This is a genomic window from Wolbachia endosymbiont (group A) of Ischnus inquisitorius (genome assembly GCF_964026985.1).
Lineage (GTDB): Bacteria > Pseudomonadota > Alphaproteobacteria > Rickettsiales > Anaplasmataceae > Wolbachia > Wolbachia pipientis.
In genome coordinates this window covers 411,526-427,983 of sequence record NZ_OZ034715.1, presented here as the reverse complement: position 1 = coordinate 427,983, position 16,458 = coordinate 411,526, and the positions used below count along the sequence as shown (strand labels likewise).

The following is a 16,458-nucleotide window of genomic DNA, read 5'->3' as shown; positions in this document are numbered from 1 at the left end:
CTGCTATACTGCAACTATACTTGGTTTACTTTGGGTGATTTTGAAGAAAGCTCACCCTTAATTTGCGATATAGCAACTAGCCCAATTAATGCACAGAAAATCATGTAAAAACTAGCTGAAGTCTCTTGTCCTGTAACCTTGATAATTGTTGTGCATATAAATGGTGCAAGGCCGCCAAAAAATCCAGCAGCTATATTTCTTGACAAACCAAATCCGCTGTACCGAACCTTTGTTGGAAATAATTCACACATAAATGCACTGACAGGGCCAAGCGATGCAGCTATTGGAATTATAAAAAGAATATGTGCCATAAAAGTGAGCAAGTATAGCTCTTTTTACAATAATCCGAACAGACCGTAATATGCTACTGGCCTGCTATAGCCATAAACACATATCTTATCGCATTCGGACTATTATAAGAAAGGCTATAATTGCCACTACATAACATTGAGAAAACTGGATAACTCACTATTACAAAAGCTATAAATGCAAATTTCATAACTTTTTCTCTTCCTATCTTATCAGAAAGTATAGCAAATAATATTGTCAACCCTCCGAGCGCAATTTGACTCAGTATTTTCACTATGTGATTAAAATGAGTATTTACTGTTAATATTTTATTCGTAAGCACATTGAAAAATACCAGATATATGTAAAGAGATGAGTTTTCAACTATATCAACCCCAACTGATATCAGAAAAGGTTTTTTATAGCTATTTAATAACTCTTTTAATGGCAATTTAGATGGATTTTTCTGTCTTTTATACTCTGGGCTTTCATCAAGTATATATCTCATATATATGCTGATTAATCCCATTGCTAAACTGAAAATGAAAGGTAATCTCCACCCCCAAGATTCAAAATCAGATACTTTTTTGCATATGAGTACCGCTATCAAGCTTAATACTGAACCAAAAATTGCGCTTAATACTTCAATGCTGCCAAAAAATCCTTTTTTGTTTTTAGGAGCATGTTCTATTAAAAATGGTGCATTTCCTGCTTCTCCTCCAAGAGATATACCCTGCAATAATCTTAAACACACTACCAGCATTGACGCTAGTATTCCAATGCTTTGATAACCTGGAACAAAAGCAATTAATACGGTTGATAAAGTCATTAATATAATCGAGAGCAATAAGGCAACTCTTCTGCCATGTTTATCACCAATGTGACCAAATATAGCAGCACCGACTGGTCTCATTAAGAAACCCACTGCAAACACTCCAAAAGCCTTCAATACGCTGGTTAGTTGATCATCCGATGGAAAAAACACACCACCTATTATGTTGATTAAGTGGCCAAAAAGCATGTGGTCATACCACAATAAAGTGTTACAAATCAAACTTGAAAATATTACTTTTGTTATTTGCTGCATAATTTCCCTATAGCCTGTTTGATCTTATATATAAAAAAAAATGTGAACGTTATGTGAATATTATATTAACAATATTAAACCTTAATTTTAATATTATTGCTCATATATTCCGATAAGATACCATATTTTGGCAAGAAAATCTATGTACATAAATAAAATTGATGTGAAGAGTAGAGTAGAGTAGGATATCTACACCAACTGTACTTAAATTTTTTGATATGACACACACTCCAGTTTTGTTAAAAGAGATGCTATCACTACTATCACCGCAGGATGGTGGCATATACGTGGACGCCACATTTGGAGCTGGAGGGTATAGCAAAGCAATATTGGAGTCAGCTGATTGCAAAGTATATGCAATTGATAGAGATGAAACGGTAACTAAGTTTTATGATGATTTAAGCGTTAGATATCCAGATAGAATAAAACTATTCATTGAGAAGTTTAGTAATATTAAAAGTATACTAAGCAGCGTTGAGCCATCTCCTGTCATCCCAGTACTTGATACTGGAAAAAATAACTGGTCACGCGCTGGAATGACATCAAACGGGGTGGATGGAGTGGTCTTTGACATCGGAGTTTCATCTATGCAGCTTGATAACGGAGATAGAGGGTTCTCATTTTTACATGATGGTCCACTCGATATGAGCATGGATAACTCTTCTTATATAAACGCTTCAACGTTTGTTAACGCTTTACGCGAAGAAGAAATCGCAAATACTATATATAACTACGGAGGCGAACGTCATTCTCGCAAAATTGCAAGAGCAATAATAAATGCACGGAAGAAGAAAACTATCAAAACTACATTTGAGCTTGCGGATATTGTACGTTCCGTGGTATTTCGTGGAAAAAGCAAAATTGATCCTGCAACCAGAACATTTCAGGCAATCAGAATATGGGTAAACGATGAGCTGGGAGAACTTGAAAAGGGTATTAAAGCTGCATCTGAGATTTTAAGTGAGAATGGCAAATTAATTGTCGTCACCTTTCATTCCTTAGAAGATCGTATAGTCAAAACTTTTTTTAAAGATTTATGTGCTACTGATTGCAAGACATTCTCTCTGCTAAATAAAAAAGTGATCGAAGCAAGTATAGAAGAAGTAAGTGCAAATCCGCGTTCACGCTCAGCAAAACTAAGAGCTATACAGAGGTTGTCGTGAGAACTTTCTGCATCATCTCAATAGTTATGTTTTTTCTTAGCATTGTAGGACTATTTAAGGTAAAATTACATGTTCAGTCGTTAAATAGAGAGCTAATAAAAATAAAAAGTGAAATTAATTTAGTACAAAGTGATATAAAAGTTTTACAAGCAGAGTGGAGCTATTTAAATAATCCAAAAAGACTTGCAAGCCTTGTAAAGAAATACCTGAAAAATAACTCTTTAATACTGGCTAGCCAGGTTAAAAATCTTGACTCTTTAAATGGCCGCAGTGTGTTAGCACAACTTAAAATCCATGATCAATAGTGAGATTAAGTCTTATTTTTTACAGATGAGCACATCACAATAAAACTTACTTTGTATCCGTTCAGGATAGCGGCAAGGTAGTATAACCATAGAGTAAAAGTGAGTTTACAACAAATGGTGTCATCCCAGTGCTTGACACTGGGATCCAGCCTTTCCATAATCATCAAAAACATTGTATTTTAACGTAAAACAGCTATTTTTATGCTTACCAACTTAATAAAATTCCTGGATCCCAGTGTCTGGGCACTGGGATGACAAAGGAGAGCAGTGTCAGCTACTTGCATAACACCATTTGTTGTGCAACTTACTTTAGTATGAAATTGCTTGCGTAAGATTTTGGCAGCCTCTTAACATTTTTTGGCATTTCAATTATGTATTTAACGTTGCGTTTTTTTGCGTAGAATACTGCTTTTTCAAGAGAATCAAACTTTAATACAATCTGTTTTTTTGGATCTTTTGAGCCAACCCACCCCATCAAAGGTTCAATGTAGTAAGAGCCAGATTCAATTTTTAGGTGCCAGAAATTTGTATTACCTAAACCAGATTGTGTTGCAGTTCTTGTTGGTTTATAAATCCTAAAAACTACTTTATCGTCAATGCCCATAGTTCTTGTTAAATAAGCTTAAATATATATCTAAATAAATCCTTTCACAAACAATTAGTATGAAAGAATGAAGTTTGAAATAAATATTTTTATGTTATATTATTATTAAATTATATTAAAAGGATTAGCTGAATAGGAGTAACCGATGACGCAACAGGAAATAGTAACAATTAATGCAGAGTTACGTGATATAACAAAAACAAAAGCGATGCATTCTCTAAGGAAGAAAGGAAACATCCCTGGAATCATATATGGAAAGGGCCATGATAATGTAAATTTGACATTGTCTGCAAAGGAATTCACAAAGCAATATAAGTCAGGCTCTCTTTCTGCACATTTGATAGAGCTGAATATTTCGGGCAAAAAGGAATATGCTCTTGTTCGCGATATCCAATTGCATGTAGTAAAGGATACTGTGCAACATGTTGATTTTCAGTTTGTTGATAAAGGCAGTGAAATTAAAATAGACATACCTCTATCATTTGTGAATGAAAGTAAAGCTCCAGGAATCAAATTAGGTGGGGTGCTTAATGTTTTGTGTCGTTCTATTGCTGTTAAATGCTCTCCTGATAAAATACCTCAGGTCATTGAAGTTGATTTATCCGGTAAAATGATTGGCCAGTCTATACATATTAATGATGTAAAATTACCAGAAGGTGTTAAGTTTGTAGCTCATGAAGAAGAAAATTTTACCATTGTTACAATTTCTGCTGCCGATAGTGACGTTGAAGAACCTCAAGCAGAAACAGAGGAATAGTGCACCTGATAGTTGGGCTTGGTAACCCTGGTGGTCAATATGAGTTAACTTATCATAATATCGGCTTCATCGTAGTTGATACAATTTGCAAATATTGGAATTTCCAGTCGTTCTCTAAAAAAGCCGATTATCTAATAACCTCTGGCATAATTAATGATAATAAAATCATGTTAATAAAGCCTTATTCATTTATGAATAATTCAGGCATCCCTGTTGCAAAAATACGAAATTTTTACAAATTATCGCTAGATAATATTGTTGTCATACACGATGACGCTGATTTGGAACTTGGAAGAATAAAAATAAAGAAAGGTGGTAGCTCTGCTGGACATAATGGACTTAAATCCATAGATAGTTTTATTGGCAACGATTATTGGCGCTTGAGATTTGGAGTGGGTAGACCTGAAGATCAAAGAAGCTTAGCAGATTATGTGTTATCAAAATTTTCAAATTTTGATAATGTTACTCCCTTAGTGGAAAAAATAGCAAAAAATATACACTTAATGCTGCAAGGAGATAATACAGCTTTTATCAATTTGATTGTATAATATTACGAAACACAGGAAGTGTATGGTCCCAGAGTGTGATGGTGTGGATTTAGTATGAACAATTCAGGAGATTTTGTCCACTGTAAAGATATAAACTCAAAAGGTGTAAGACCCTTAAGAGTTTTGAGTCTTTTAGCATAATTGTAGGCCATAACAAAGTCATAAAGATGCTCTTTGAGTTGCTGGTGAGACTGATAGTAATACTTCTTAACAGTGGCATTCTTTAAAGTTTTGTTCATACGCTCAACTTGCCCATTTGTCCAAGGATGGCTAACTTTTGTTAGACGGTGTTCAATGTCATTTTCTTCACAAGCTCTATCAAATATATGTTGAAAAGCGTATTTATGGCGTTTTTGGTTGGTAAATTGTACACTGTTATCTGTCAAAATAGTGTGGATTTTATATGGTAAAATTTTAATCAAATTACGTAGAAACTCAGCAGCTATAGGTTTTGTAGCACTTTTATGCAACTCAACATACGTAAATTTGGATGTTCTATCTATTGCAACAAACAAATATAACTTTCCTTCTTCTGTTCTAACTTCTGCAATATCAATATGGAAATAGCCTATAGGATATTGTTTGAATTTCTTTTTTGGTTTAACTTCGCCATCAACATCTGGTAGTCTGCTAATGCTGTGCCTCTGTAAGCAACGATGTAGACTAGAGCGAGTCAAGTGTGGGATTGAGGTTTGCAAAGCGTAGAGACAATCATCTAATGGCAATAGAGTATGCTTACGAAATGCAACAATTACAGCCTCCTCTTCTAAAGTTAAAACAGTTGATCTTGCATGCTTCGGACCCATATCAGCGTCTTTGGCAAAAGACCGTTTTCTCCATTTAATGATAGTTTTTGGATTAAGGTTATAGTACCTGGAGAGTTTTGCTATGCTCTCTTTACTATTTTGTATTGCTCTACGAATTGTCTCTGTTGTTTTGGCGCACCCATGTATAGCATTTCTCATAATAGTCCGAATAGGTCATAGGAAGGCAGAATCAACAGCACGACGAAAGGATTCGAATAGAGGAATGTTTTTCCTGGCTCTGTTTTTTATAGCAAACCAATGATGCTCAATTTTGTTAAAATCTGGAGAATAAGGCGGCAGATACAAAATTTCTGCACCGACTCCTTTAGCGAGCTTGATAAGCTTATCAGACTTATGAAAAGTAGCATTATCAAGAATGACAGTTTGTCCAGGTTCTAAGATCGGTGCCAAAAATTGCTCAAACCATCCATTAAAAATATCCATATTACAGTGGCCTTCAAATGTTAATGGAGCAACTATCTTTCTTCTACTTAAGGCTGCAACCATGCTGATTCGTTGAGTTTTTTTTCCAGATTTTAGGGCATAAAATCGCTGTCCTTTCTGGCAATACCCATATGGATAGTCCTCCGTGTTATCAATCCCAGACTCATCTATATACACTAAGTTTTCTGGTTCTTTTGTTGCTATAATTTTTAAGAATTCAGCACGTTTTTCTTCGTTCCTTTCCTTGTATCCATATGTCTTTTTTTGCGCGTAAATCCAATTTTTCTGAGAGCTCGGTGGATCGTTTGGATACTAACGTTGCCCCAAAGTTTAGCCATTTCCGACAGAGTTTTTCTACCGTGTTTTTTAGCAAATTCGATAAACTTATTCCAGTCGATAATTTTCTGATTGTAACCTCCATTACCGAGTTTTTTTGACTGAAAGTCGCCTGTTTCTTTTTTTCTTTGCTGCCACTCCCACAAAGTAGTTCGTCCAATTTTAAATCTTGCTGCCACTGCTTCTCTGCTTTCCCCTTCGTCTAGTGCTTCCATTGCTTTTTTTCTTAAATCATAACTATATGCTGCCGGCATCCAACCTCCTTATCGCCATCTATCCTTAATCTTATCATATCCGGACTTCTGTGGAAAGAGCTATAATATTTGTCCCATAATTCCTCCTTTGATGGTATTGTTTTCTCATATTTTATCATACCATCACACTCTGGGACCATACACAATATAAAAAGCCATATAAAATTGCTTCCACTGCTGCCATGAGGAAATTGCTTATTCTTGCTAACTCTTTAGTCAGAGATGACAGGGTTTTTACTGAGGAATATAACTCTCTGTCTGTTTCTATCTAAGAGCCAGTATAGCTGTGGATAAGCACGTTTATACAGATAAAAGTACTTATCCACAGCTACATCAATTTTTCTATTGACTTTTAACACAACTGCTGAACAGATACATTCGTCATCCCGCTACGTGTTAGCGGCCAAGATACCGCGGCGGTATGCCGTGGGAAACCTGACTTGCATTAGCTATAAAATAGTGATTTATATAAATCCCATAGCATGCCGAATGAAGCGTTTTTTGAGGAAATTTGAATTTTCAACTGCAATCAAGCCAAGATTTCTTAGTGCTTTAGCGCAGAATATTCTGTTGGAAAACATCCTATTTAATCCATCAGTTGCAAGCGCCATTGTAAAATTATCAAAGTATCTGTTACGTGAAATTTTCTTTAATAAATAACTACTGCCAACATCAATACCAGATGCTTTTGCGGCAACTACGTGCTTTATAATACTTTCTACATCTCTAATTCCAAGATTAAGCCCTTGACCTGCAACTGGATGAATTGAATGTGCTGCATCGCCGATAAGCAAAACTCTACCCTTATATAACTTTTTTGCGAAAACAAAACTTAAAGGATAAAGTTTTCTTTCACCCTCTAGTTTTATCTTTCCTAAATAAGAACCAAATCTTTTTTTAAGCTCTATAATAAATTCTTCTTCAGACAGATCCATTAGCATTTTTGAAATTCCAGATTTTTCTGTCCAAACTATCGAAGAAGTATAGCCATCCTTTATCGGTAGAATTGCAAATGGACCGCCAGGAAAAAAACGCTCTACAGCTAAGTTTTGGTGATGCAGTTCATGCTTTACATTAAATACTATGCTACTTTGTTTATAATCAAATTTCGCTGTCGGTATAGAAAATAACTCTGGTAGTTTAGAGTTCTTGCCTTCAGCGCAGATAAGTAGCGATGATATTAATTCCTGGTTATTATCAAGAATAACTTCCACATATCCTGAATCACAAGCAATTGTTTTATAGGAATGTGGAGAGTATATATTTAGTTTATTCAAAAAATTATTGTTGATTGCATTCCATATAGTGGCATTGTTAATAACATAACCCATTGGTTCTTCACCAACCATTTTATGATTGTAATGCACAGTAACCGCATCTAATATGCATATATCAAGTATTGGCTCAGCTTCGCTTTCTATAAACTGCCAAATCCCTAATTTTTCCAATATTTTTTTCGAACCTTGAGAAATAGCAAATGCTCGGTTGTCATCTACTACACGTGGTAGACTATTTTTTTCAATCACAGCTACAGACACAGAGTCACAACTGAGGCCAATGGCAGTAATAAGACCAAGTAACCCACCACCTGAAATGATTACATCATAATTCATTTTATTTACGCTAATTGTAAAATTATATTTTATCTGTTTTGAAAATAGTTTAAACAAACTTTATATATAAATTAAATTTTTTAGATCCCAGTGTCAGCTACTTGGATGACATCTAAAGACACTCCACCTTGTCATTCCAGCACGTAACGAACAACTGTACGAACATTTTGCGAAGGCAGTGTGTTAAATGCTATGGCCGGTTTTGCCTCAAACATAAAGGTGTCATCCCAGTGCTTGACACTGGGATGACTTTGTTGCATAGCAACTGAAAAAATCTGGTGGCTACTGACAAAATTCATTATAAAATAGCCATTTAACCTTGAAAGAAAAAATATGCCACAAAAAATGAGGGTCAGTAACCATAGCGAATATAACAAATTTCTAGAAAAAAGAGGAAATATTTTTCATTATATCAACGAAGCCATAGAAAAGTGGTACGAGAATGGTCCAAAAATACCAGGTGGCAACAATATTTATAGCGATAAAATTGTAATTTTGGTGCACATAATAACTTGTTTATTTAGAATAGGCCTGAGGCAAACAGTTGGGTTTATAGCAGGATACCTTGAGCAAATTGGGAAAAATTTGCAAGTTATCAGCTATTCACAATCATCAAGAAGGTTTAAGAAACTCAATATTAAGATCAATGATTGCAGAAAATAATATGGAAGATATCGAAATTGCTATAGACAGTACAGGAATTAGTATATACAACAACACTCCTGGTCATAGCAAAGAAAATAGCGAAGATAGAAAGTATCGCAGCTATGAACAGACAAGAAAATTGCATGTAATGTTGAATACAAACAGCAAAAAAGCCATAGCTGTAAAATACAGTAACGGCTGATCACTATGGAGCTTGTGATTTGCTAAAAGAAGTCGATTTTCAGTATGTCATAAAAGTACTATATGCAGATAGGGCATATGACAGAGAAAAGCTCTATAAGCTGTGTAATCAATATGGTATAAAAACGAAAATTCCTCCGAAAAACAACGCAGCAGAGCATCCAAAGTTAGACTATATGGCTGAGAGAAATTCTGCAGTCAAGCTCATAAAGTCATATGATGAAGATGGTATAAAGAAGTGGAAAAAAGAGATGAGTTATGGAAAAAGATCTTATATAGAAAGTTTTTTCTCGCGACTGAAACAAACATTCGGGTTTAGTTTTAGGAATAAATCTGAGACAAATAGAGAGAAGGAACTACTTGTTAAATGCTATTTGCTCAATAAGTTCACTGATATTGGTATGGCTAAATTTGAGATAGCTTCATAAATTTATTGTGCGTTACCTACTATCCGAAGAGCGATGCAACAAAGCCCACTGGGATCCATTCTTCTTTTTTTCTGGATTCCAGCGTCACGCGCTGGAATGACAAAAGCTGCTAATTTTTCATGTAAATAATGGTTATGCAAGCAGTCTATTTTGTAACTAACAAAAGAGGACTTTGATTCGCATGTTTCTCACGCTTATTCTATTGTTTAACTATACTTTGAGCAATGTCTTCATAAATCTCTGCCAAATCCTCACTTAACATTAAAGGATTTCCGCAATCAGAAGCATGGCATATTTGTGGATCTAGAGGAACTCTGCCTAGAAGTTTGATGCCCAGCTCCTCAGACATTTTTTTTGCACCGTCTTTTCCAAATATGTATATTTTTGAGCCGCTTTGAATGAAATAACTCATATTTTCTACAATGCCAATAACCGGTACGCTGAGCTTTGTAAACATATCATAAATTTTGCGAGCATCGATTAAAGAGAGCTCCTGTGGAGTTGAAACTATTATCGCCCCAGTTAAGTTAAAATTTTCCATAAGACTTAAATGCACATCGCCAGTTCCAGGTGGTGTATCAATTATCAAATACTCTATATCGGACCATTTTGTTCCCATTAGCAGACTATAAAGTGCTTTTGTAATCATAGGTCCGCGCCATATTGCTGCACGATCTTTATCGATAAAATAGCCAATTGAAATAGTATGCAGTCCATACTTTTCTATAGGCATTGCTTTACTATCCTGTATTTCTGGCTTTAATTTTTCAGCGCCAAGCATTTTAGGAATTGAAGGACCATATATATCTGCATCAACCAGCGCAACTTTGTGTTTTAACTTTGCTAATGAGAGAGCAAGATTTAGCGCAACTGTGGACTTGCCCACACCGCCTTTACCAGAGGCCACAACGATTATATTTTTCACTCCTTCGATATGTAATTTAGCTTTTTGTTGCCCAGTTTGTTTTTGACAAGTAGCAACCACGGTCACTTTTGTCACCCCCGGTATAGCTTTAACAGCTTGCTCACAATTTCTTCTTAATTCTTCATTTGCTTGCGTGTTACCGGCAACTTCAAGCACAAAACCAACATCTTGACCTTTAATAATAATTGAGGATATTATGCCAAGAGCGATCACATCTTTACCGCTTTTTTGCTCTATGACTTTTTTTAAGTTCTCTCTTACAATTTTTTCGTTGATCATTAGCCTTTTAGGTGATTTCTTCCTGAAGTCGTTTAATCTCAGCTTGAGGAAGGCCGGTTGTCTGAGAGATAATATCAATAGAGATGTCAGCCTTAAGTAGGTTTTTTGCTACTTCAATCTTTCCCTCATCAAGTTTTTTAGCGAGGATGCCTTCTTCTTTCCGCAGATCCATTATTCTTTCTTCATATGCTACTAAATCTTTTTCATTCCAGCTAAACCTGTCTAATTCATCGTAGGCTAACTTTATTATTGGTGCTTTTTCTGCTATTTTCCTTAAGTCTTCTTCCGTAGTTTCATCTGCATATTGTTGTCTAAGTGAAGAAGGTCGCCCCTCCTCACTCGACTTCAAAACCGTACGTGAGACTTTGCGCCTCATACGGCTTCTCTCCAATTTGGAGCTTTTCATGCACACCTCCTGTGTAATTCATCGTGACAATGTCCATGTAACAAAGATAAGTTTTTGATCATGTTGTTTCGTCTATTCCGGTCTTTGTGATGTATTTCTATTGTATCATCACTTTTAAACCATAGTCTACAATTATCACATTTACTTTGTTGTAACTTCAATAGTTTTATTACTCTTAATGGCTTATCTGGTATTTTTCTCAGACGTTTACCCCAATAAACCCAATCACCATCATATGGAGATCTGGTTTTTTGCACTTTGATATGTCGTTTAATAACATGATCGCTGTGTATAATAAGATGTATCTTGTTACTTGTCATAAAACGCCAGTTATCGTTATTATACTTTTTAAAGTATTTTCTTTTTATCCAGCATTTCCCTTTGTTTGGGTGCCTAAAGACTGACCTTACCCAGAAAAAGTGGAGAGAAAGAAAAGAGTTTTTTTGGGTAAAATAAAATTTTGGAGGATTAGAAATGGTAAGAGAATATACGGCAGAATTCAAATTGGAAGCTGTTAAACTGGCAAATGAACAAAGAAAGGCAGGTCAAACAATTACAAAAATAGCAAGAGATTTAGGAATAAAGGGTGGTTTATTAGGAAAATGGATAAAGAAACACAACGAAAAAAAGTCAGCGGCAAATGCATTTCCAGGTAGAGGTAACATGGCTCCTTACGACAAAGAGAGGTTTGATTTACAAAGCAAGAGTAACAAGGGAAAGAGACATTTAAAAAAAAGCCCTGGCCAGTCAAAAAGAGTAAAATATTTTTTTATATAGTATAGCTCTTTCCACAGAAGTCCGGATATGATAAGATTAAGGATAGATGGCGATAAGGAGGTTGGATGCCGGCAGCATATAGTTATGATTTAAGAAAAAAAGCAATGGAAGCACTAGACGAAGGGGAAAGCAGAGAAGCAGTGGCAGCAAGATTTAAAATTGGACGAACTACTTTGTGGGAGTGGCAGCAAAGAAAAAAAGAAACAGGCGACTTTCAGTCAAAAAAACTCGGTAATGGAGGTTACAATCAGAAAATTATCGACTGGAATAAGTTTATCGAATTTGCTAAAAAACACGGTAGAAAAACTCTGTCGGAAATGGCTAAACTTTGGGGCAACGTTAGTATCCAAACGATCCACCGAGCTCTCAGAAAAATTGGATTTACGCGCAAAAAAAGACATATGGATACAAGGAAAGGAACGAAGAAAAACGTGCTGAATTCTTAAAAATTATAGCAACAAAAGAACCAGAAAACTTAGTGTATATAGATGAGTCTGGGATTGATAACACGGAGGACTATCCATATGGGTATTGCCAGAAAGGACAGCGATTTTATGCCCTAAAATCTGGAAAAAAAACTCAACGAATCAGCATGGTTGCAGCCTTAAGTAGAAGAAAGATAGTTGCTCCATTAACATTTGAAGGCCACTGTAATATGGATATTTTTAATGGATGGTTTGAGCAATTTTTGGCACCGATCTTAGAACCTGGACAAACTGTCATTCTTGATAATGCTACTTTTCATAAGTCTGATAAGCTTATCAAGCTCGCTAAAGGAGTCGGTGCAGAAATTTTGTATCTGCCGCCTTATTCTCCAGATTTTAACAAAATTGAGCATCATTGGTTTGCTATAAAAAACAGAGCCAGGAAAAACATTCCTCTATTCGAATCCTTTCGTCGTGCTGTTGATTCTGCCTTCCTATGACCTATTCGGACTATTATGAGAAATGCTATATTTGCTGATTCTCTACTGCTTATTTTTCTTGTGGTCCACTTATAGTAGCCACTAGCAGAAAATCCTACATAATTCCTGTACTTTATAGCAGTTACTATATAAAAAAATATTTTACTCTTTTTGACTGGCCAGGGCTTTTTTTTAAATGTCTCTTTCCCTTGTTACTCTTGCTTTGTAAATCAAACCTCTCTTTGTCATAAGGTGCTACATCTGGAAATGCATTTGCCGCTGACTTTTTTTCGTTATATTTCTTCATCCATTTTCCTAATACACTATCCCTTATTCCTAGATCTCTTGCTACTTTTGCAACTGGTTGACCTACCTTTCTTTGTTCATTTGCCAGCTTAACAGCTTCCAATTTGAATTCTGCCGTATATTCTCTTGCCATTTCTAATCCTCCAAAATTTTATTTTACCCAAAAAAACTCTTTTCTTTCTCTCCACTTTTTCTGGGTAAGGTCAGTTTACTGGCCTCTCCATGAGTGAGATTGAAAAATTAAGTGGAAATCTGTGAACGGTTACCTTGGATGACAGAAAAGAGTGTTGGAAGGAGGCAATATTAAAAACTTAATTTCAGTCCAGCCAAGAACACATAACCAGAGTTGTTATTTTCTATTTTAGGCTCTTTTGTACTAAACTTTACAATATCGAAATAGTATGAAGTACCTAAAAAAAGAGAATTTTCAAGGCTTAAAGCATATGATGTTAACTCGTTTGTACCTTCGCCTGCAATATCCCTACCACTACTAAAATATGTTAAGCTTGATTTGTAAGAATCAGAATGGTAAGCGATACCTGCATTCATATAATACGTATTATTTATTTCAGGATTACGCCTCTCACCAGATTCACCACCATTACCATACGAAAAAATGCAATCAAGATCGAACAATTTTAGCTTCAAACCAAAATTCCAGTGCAGTAATTGATTGCGACATTCATAATTTTTAGAAGTTCCATCTGAGCAACCAGTTAAATTTTCTCTTGCAAATTCACCAGTCAAAGCAGTAGTAAAACCTATATCATCTGACAAGCTGTTTTTATAGGAAAGGCCAGCAGCAATTAAATTGCTGTACTGTAAGTTATTTTTTCCTGGAACATAACTGAATCCGAGTTGAAAGTTATAGATTTCAGGGGAGATGTAGTTAATTGATGATTGTTTTAACCCTAGTTCGAGTTCATTATAATCGCTATAAATATTGGGCTTGACCCAGAACACCTTGTCTTGATTATATCCAGGGTCACCATCTTTTTTATGATCACCGCGCAAATTTGCATAGTTTGTCCAATGACCATTTACTCCTCCAGCAGCTGCATAAATTTTTGAAGTGTTAATTAACATGCTCTGACTAACTAAACTTCTTTTACCATATTCAATTGATCCAAGTCCCTGATTTTTAATGATGAAATACCCTTCCTCCATGTCTAACTTTTCTATGTCTAACGCTTTTAGGTTTGCAATACCAGAAACCCCTGCCTTAACATTAACCCCCATTTGAGTATTTAGATAAACTTGCTGTAAATAAAGAAAGCGCAAGTTTGAATAACTTGAAACCTTGTCCTTGGACTTAGTATCAAAAGAGTCTCTGTTGAAAGCGTAGCCGAATCTCAAATCTACTTCCCCATCTAGTTCTGCATAAAATATTTCCTTATCCAGAATTGTTTTAGAGCTAGCACTATTCTGCAAAAACAATGATGAAAGCAGTGCTACCAGGTAGTACTTTAACTTCATAAATAAACTTAAATCTTTATAAAAATTTAAGTTTAAACTCAATATAAATAAAAAACAACTTTTCAGAAGGCACCGCTGGTAGATTTTGCTGCCTGTTTTTGAGCTATATTCCCATAAATTATTGATACACTTGGTAATTTTCGCTTTAATAACTGCTTATTAATGGCAGAATGTATACGATTAATTATTTTAGATGTACTTTTTACATCGCAGTTAATCAAAACAAAAAGCACTTTATTCTCATCAATATACCCTAGAAAATCATCACTACGGCAATTTTTATAAAAATGTTCTATGATAACTTTCAGTGCATTATTTGTCTCACTACAGCTACTATTTAAGCCAATCACTCCTATAGCTGCATTAATTTGATGTTGAAAGGCAAAATTTAATATAACGTATAACTCTAGAATAGTGGACTCATTGCCCGGTATATCGAATAAGTCATGGTTTTTATATTTTTTACCCATTAGATATTTATCTCTAAAGATTCCTAGTTTATGGGACAAACTGATATCACGTATTAATAGCTCATAATTTATTTTATTACTGGCAAATTGTGCAGTGCGGAAAACTTTTACTTTTGTCTTGATATCTTCTCCTTTAGCATCAGTTAAGGAAAAATCTATCACTTTAGGTAATATATCAAGTAAATCGTGCCCATTTTCGGTATACTCTAAATAATTCTTCACGTTGTCAGCTGCTCTTGTGCTTAAGATATTAATTAATGGCTTATTAAGCAAATTCTCCTCTTCATATTTTAACAAATCCCTTGCAACTTGATTGAGCCCTAAAATTAACACGTTTTTTTTCTTATTATCCTGACAAACAGATACCACAGCATCATCTTTTCTTCTTGCAGTTATGAAATCATCCATACTTTCATTCTATACAGCGTATTTATAAGTATAATAAGATTATATTAAGATTTACTTACTTATTGATATGCTTAATTAGGTATAGACAAAATGTCATACGGGATGGCTTTGTTGTAGAAGAATCAAGATTACTGTTTATAGACTTCAAGTTACTGCAAAAAATATTTTAAAACATAGTGATATCTTGACTTTACCTAGTTAATATTCCAAATTATAAAAAAACAGATAGTTCTATGACGACAAGTCTATTACAAGGCAAAAAGGGATTAATAACCGGAATAATAAATAAGAGATCAATAGCATACGGTATAGCAAAAACTCTCTCAGAGCACGGAGCAGAACTTGCAATCACCTACCAGAATGAAATAATAAAAGAAAAACTATCACCAATAGCAGATGAACTAAATGTGGAGCTAATATTACACTGCGACGTTTCAAATGAAAAAATCATAGATAACGCTTTCGAAATAATAGAGAAAAAATGGGGTACTCTTGACTTTTTGGTGCATGCAATAGCATTCTCCGATAAAAATGAGTTAGATGGTAAATATGTCAATACTTCACTGGATAACTTCCTCAATGCAATGCATATATCGTGCTATTCTTTCACTGCTTTAGCACAAAGAGCTGAAAAAATGATGTCAGGTGGTGGTAGTTTGCTTACTTTATCTTATTATGGCGCTGAAAAAGTTATGCCAAATTATAACGTTATGGGTTTATGTAAAGCAGCACTTGAAGCAAGTGTAAAATATATAGCATGTGATCTCGGGCCACAAAATATCAGAGTAAATGCAATTTCCGCTGGTCCAATCAGAACTTTAGCATCTTCTGGAATAAGCGATTTTCACTTCATATCAGAATGGAATAGAAATAATTCTCCGCTCAGACGCAATGTTACAATAGAGGATGTTGGCAAGGCAGCGCTATACTTATTAAGCGATTTAAGTAGTGGCACTACTGGAGAAATTTTGCACGTCGATTCAGGATATAACGTTGTGGGAATGAAGGTGGTTGACTGAGATCTAAAT

The 16,458-nt window shown here is 35.0% G+C and carries 20 protein-coding genes and 2 pseudogenes; 10 read left to right on the top strand and 12 right to left on the bottom strand.

What is annotated here, in order from left to right; genetic code table 11:
• Window positions 1-14 precede the first annotated feature (14 nt).
• Both AAGD90_RS02265 and AAGD90_RS02260 read right to left on the bottom strand, forming a co-directional pair.
• Window positions 15-320, bottom strand: a pseudogene (locus AAGD90_RS02265) (MFS transporter); the annotation flags it as partial.
• Window positions 321-427: 107 nt separating this feature from the next.
• Window positions 428-1,375: pseudogene (locus AAGD90_RS02260) on the bottom strand (MFS transporter); the annotation flags it as partial.
• Between the two features lie 218 nt (window positions 1,376-1,593).
• On the opposite strand from AAGD90_RS02260, the gene rsmH reads away from it, so the two are divergent.
• A complete protein-coding gene (gene rsmH, locus AAGD90_RS02255) occupies window positions 1,594-2,538 on the top strand; it encodes a 16S rRNA (cytosine(1402)-N(4))-methyltransferase RsmH (protein WP_006279684.1) in 945 nt (314 codons plus the stop codon).
• On the top strand, window positions 2,535-2,843 hold the full coding sequence (locus AAGD90_RS02250; protein WP_341822057.1) for a hypothetical protein: 309 nt from the start codon (window positions 2,535-2,537) through the stop codon (window positions 2,841-2,843). Before rsmH ends, AAGD90_RS02250 begins: the two co-directional genes overlap by 4 nt.
• A 304-nt stretch (window positions 2,844-3,147) precedes the next feature.
• Here AAGD90_RS02250 and AAGD90_RS02245 read toward each other — a convergent pair whose 3' ends face one another.
• A complete protein-coding gene (locus AAGD90_RS02245; protein ID WP_010962411.1) occupies window positions 3,148-3,447 on the bottom strand; it encodes an NADH dehydrogenase ubiquinone Fe-S protein 4 in 300 nt (99 codons plus the stop codon).
• A gap of 145 nt (window positions 3,448-3,592) precedes the next feature.
• Between AAGD90_RS02245 and AAGD90_RS02240 the strand changes: the two genes are divergently transcribed.
• Together AAGD90_RS02240 and pth are read left to right on the top strand one after the other, a co-directional pair.
• Window positions 3,593-4,204: a 50S ribosomal protein L25/general stress protein Ctc gene (locus tag AAGD90_RS02240; protein ID WP_010962412.1), complete on the top strand. Its 612-nt coding sequence runs from the start codon at window positions 3,593-3,595 to the stop codon at window positions 4,202-4,204.
• The gene (gene pth / locus AAGD90_RS02235; RefSeq protein ID WP_065094970.1) at window positions 4,204-4,752 is read left to right on the top strand and encodes an aminoacyl-tRNA hydrolase; all 549 of its coding nucleotides are present in this window, start codon (window positions 4,204-4,206) and stop codon (window positions 4,750-4,752) included. The genes AAGD90_RS02240 and pth overlap by 1 nt, the downstream gene beginning before the upstream one ends.
• 2 nt (window positions 4,753-4,754) lie before the next feature.
• Here the strand turns inward: pth and AAGD90_RS02230 are convergent, their stop codons facing one another.
• The 4 genes from AAGD90_RS02230 to ubiH form a co-directional block, all read right to left on the bottom strand.
• On the bottom strand, window positions 4,755-5,717 hold the full coding sequence (locus AAGD90_RS02230; RefSeq protein ID WP_341822056.1) for an IS481-like element ISWpi4 family transposase: 963 nt from the start codon (window positions 5,715-5,717) through the stop codon (window positions 4,755-4,757).
• 15 nt (window positions 5,718-5,732) lie between these two features.
• Window positions 5,733-6,592 (bottom strand): IS630 family transposase gene (locus AAGD90_RS02225; protein WP_156518142.1). Its coding sequence is split into 2 segments (ribosomal slippage): window positions 5,733-6,268 and window positions 6,268-6,592, totalling 861 coding nucleotides; the frame shifts between segments, so codons are not numbered across the junction.
• Window positions 6,565-6,711 carry a hypothetical protein gene (locus tag AAGD90_RS02220; RefSeq protein ID WP_341822055.1) on the bottom strand — a complete coding sequence of 49 codons (147 nt, stop codon included), beginning with the start codon at window positions 6,709-6,711 and terminating at the stop codon, window positions 6,565-6,567. Before AAGD90_RS02220 ends, AAGD90_RS02225 begins: the two co-directional genes overlap by 28 nt.
• A gap of 345 nt (window positions 6,712-7,056) precedes the next feature.
• The gene (gene ubiH / locus AAGD90_RS02215; RefSeq protein WP_209473195.1) at window positions 7,057-8,205 is read right to left on the bottom strand and encodes a 2-octaprenyl-6-methoxyphenyl hydroxylase; all 1,149 of its coding nucleotides are present in this window, start codon (window positions 8,203-8,205) and stop codon (window positions 7,057-7,059) included.
• 333 nt (window positions 8,206-8,538) lie between these two features.
• On the opposite strand from ubiH, the gene AAGD90_RS02210 reads away from it, so the two are divergent.
• Genes AAGD90_RS02210 through AAGD90_RS02200 form a run of 3 tightly spaced genes read left to right on the top strand, consistent with a single transcriptional unit; the run spans window position 8,539 to window position 9,479 of the window.
• Complete coding sequence (locus AAGD90_RS02210; protein ID WP_264329437.1) at window positions 8,539-8,868, top strand: transposase; 330 nt, start codon at window positions 8,539-8,541, stop codon at window positions 8,866-8,868.
• Window positions 8,852-9,052 carry a hypothetical protein gene (locus AAGD90_RS02205; protein WP_010082383.1) on the top strand — a complete coding sequence of 67 codons (201 nt, stop codon included), beginning with the start codon at window positions 8,852-8,854 and terminating at the stop codon, window positions 9,050-9,052. The genes AAGD90_RS02210 and AAGD90_RS02205 overlap by 17 nt, the downstream gene beginning before the upstream one ends.
• 19 nt (window positions 9,053-9,071) lie before the next feature.
• Window positions 9,072-9,479, top strand: coding sequence for a transposase (locus AAGD90_RS02200; protein WP_007548764.1), 408 nt, complete (start codon window positions 9,072-9,074; stop codon window positions 9,477-9,479).
• Between the two features lie 199 nt (window positions 9,480-9,678).
• On the opposite strand, the gene AAGD90_RS02195 is transcribed toward AAGD90_RS02200, so the two are convergent.
• Window positions 9,679-10,683: an Mrp/NBP35 family ATP-binding protein gene (locus tag AAGD90_RS02195; RefSeq protein WP_007548295.1), complete on the bottom strand. Its 1,005-nt coding sequence runs from the start codon at window positions 10,681-10,683 to the stop codon at window positions 9,679-9,681.
• 7 nt (window positions 10,684-10,690) lie between these two features.
• Window positions 10,691-11,089 (bottom strand): hypothetical protein, encoded by a 399-nt coding sequence (locus AAGD90_RS02190; RefSeq protein WP_341822054.1) that lies wholly within the window; start codon window positions 11,087-11,089, stop codon window positions 10,691-10,693.
• Window positions 11,090-11,563: 474 nt separating this feature from the next.
• Between AAGD90_RS02190 and AAGD90_RS02185 the strand changes: the two genes are divergently transcribed.
• Both AAGD90_RS02185 and AAGD90_RS02180 read left to right on the top strand, forming a co-directional pair.
• Entirely contained in the window at window positions 11,564-11,866 is a 303-nt protein-coding gene (locus AAGD90_RS02185) for a transposase (RefSeq protein ID WP_264373917.1), read from the top strand.
• Window positions 11,867-11,931: 65 nt separating this feature from the next.
• A protein-coding gene (locus AAGD90_RS02180) for an IS630 family transposase (protein WP_156518142.1) occupies window positions 11,932-12,791 on the top strand; the annotation gives its coding sequence in 2 pieces (ribosomal slippage) (window positions 11,932-12,256 and window positions 12,256-12,791; 861 coding nt in all).
• Between the two features lie 124 nt (window positions 12,792-12,915).
• Here the strand turns inward: AAGD90_RS02180 and AAGD90_RS02175 are convergent.
• The 3 genes from AAGD90_RS02175 to AAGD90_RS02165 form a co-directional block, all read right to left on the bottom strand.
• The gene (locus tag AAGD90_RS02175) at window positions 12,916-13,209 is read right to left on the bottom strand and encodes a transposase (RefSeq protein ID WP_084741701.1); all 294 of its coding nucleotides are present in this window, start codon (window positions 13,207-13,209) and stop codon (window positions 12,916-12,918) included.
• Between the two features lie 170 nt (window positions 13,210-13,379).
• The gene (locus AAGD90_RS02170; RefSeq protein WP_341822053.1) at window positions 13,380-14,552 is read right to left on the bottom strand and encodes a porin; all 1,173 of its coding nucleotides are present in this window, start codon (window positions 14,550-14,552) and stop codon (window positions 13,380-13,382) included.
• A gap of 62 nt (window positions 14,553-14,614) precedes the next feature.
• A complete protein-coding gene (locus AAGD90_RS02165; protein WP_341822052.1) occupies window positions 14,615-15,430 on the bottom strand; it encodes a hypothetical protein in 816 nt (271 codons plus the stop codon).
• Between the two features lie 233 nt (window positions 15,431-15,663).
• Here AAGD90_RS02165 and AAGD90_RS02160 point away from each other — a divergent pair, with 233 nt between their 5' ends.
• The gene (locus tag AAGD90_RS02160; protein ID WP_182309896.1) at window positions 15,664-16,449 is read left to right on the top strand and encodes an enoyl-ACP reductase; all 786 of its coding nucleotides are present in this window, start codon (window positions 15,664-15,666) and stop codon (window positions 16,447-16,449) included.
• The last annotated feature ends 9 nt before the right edge of the window (window positions 16,450-16,458 follow it).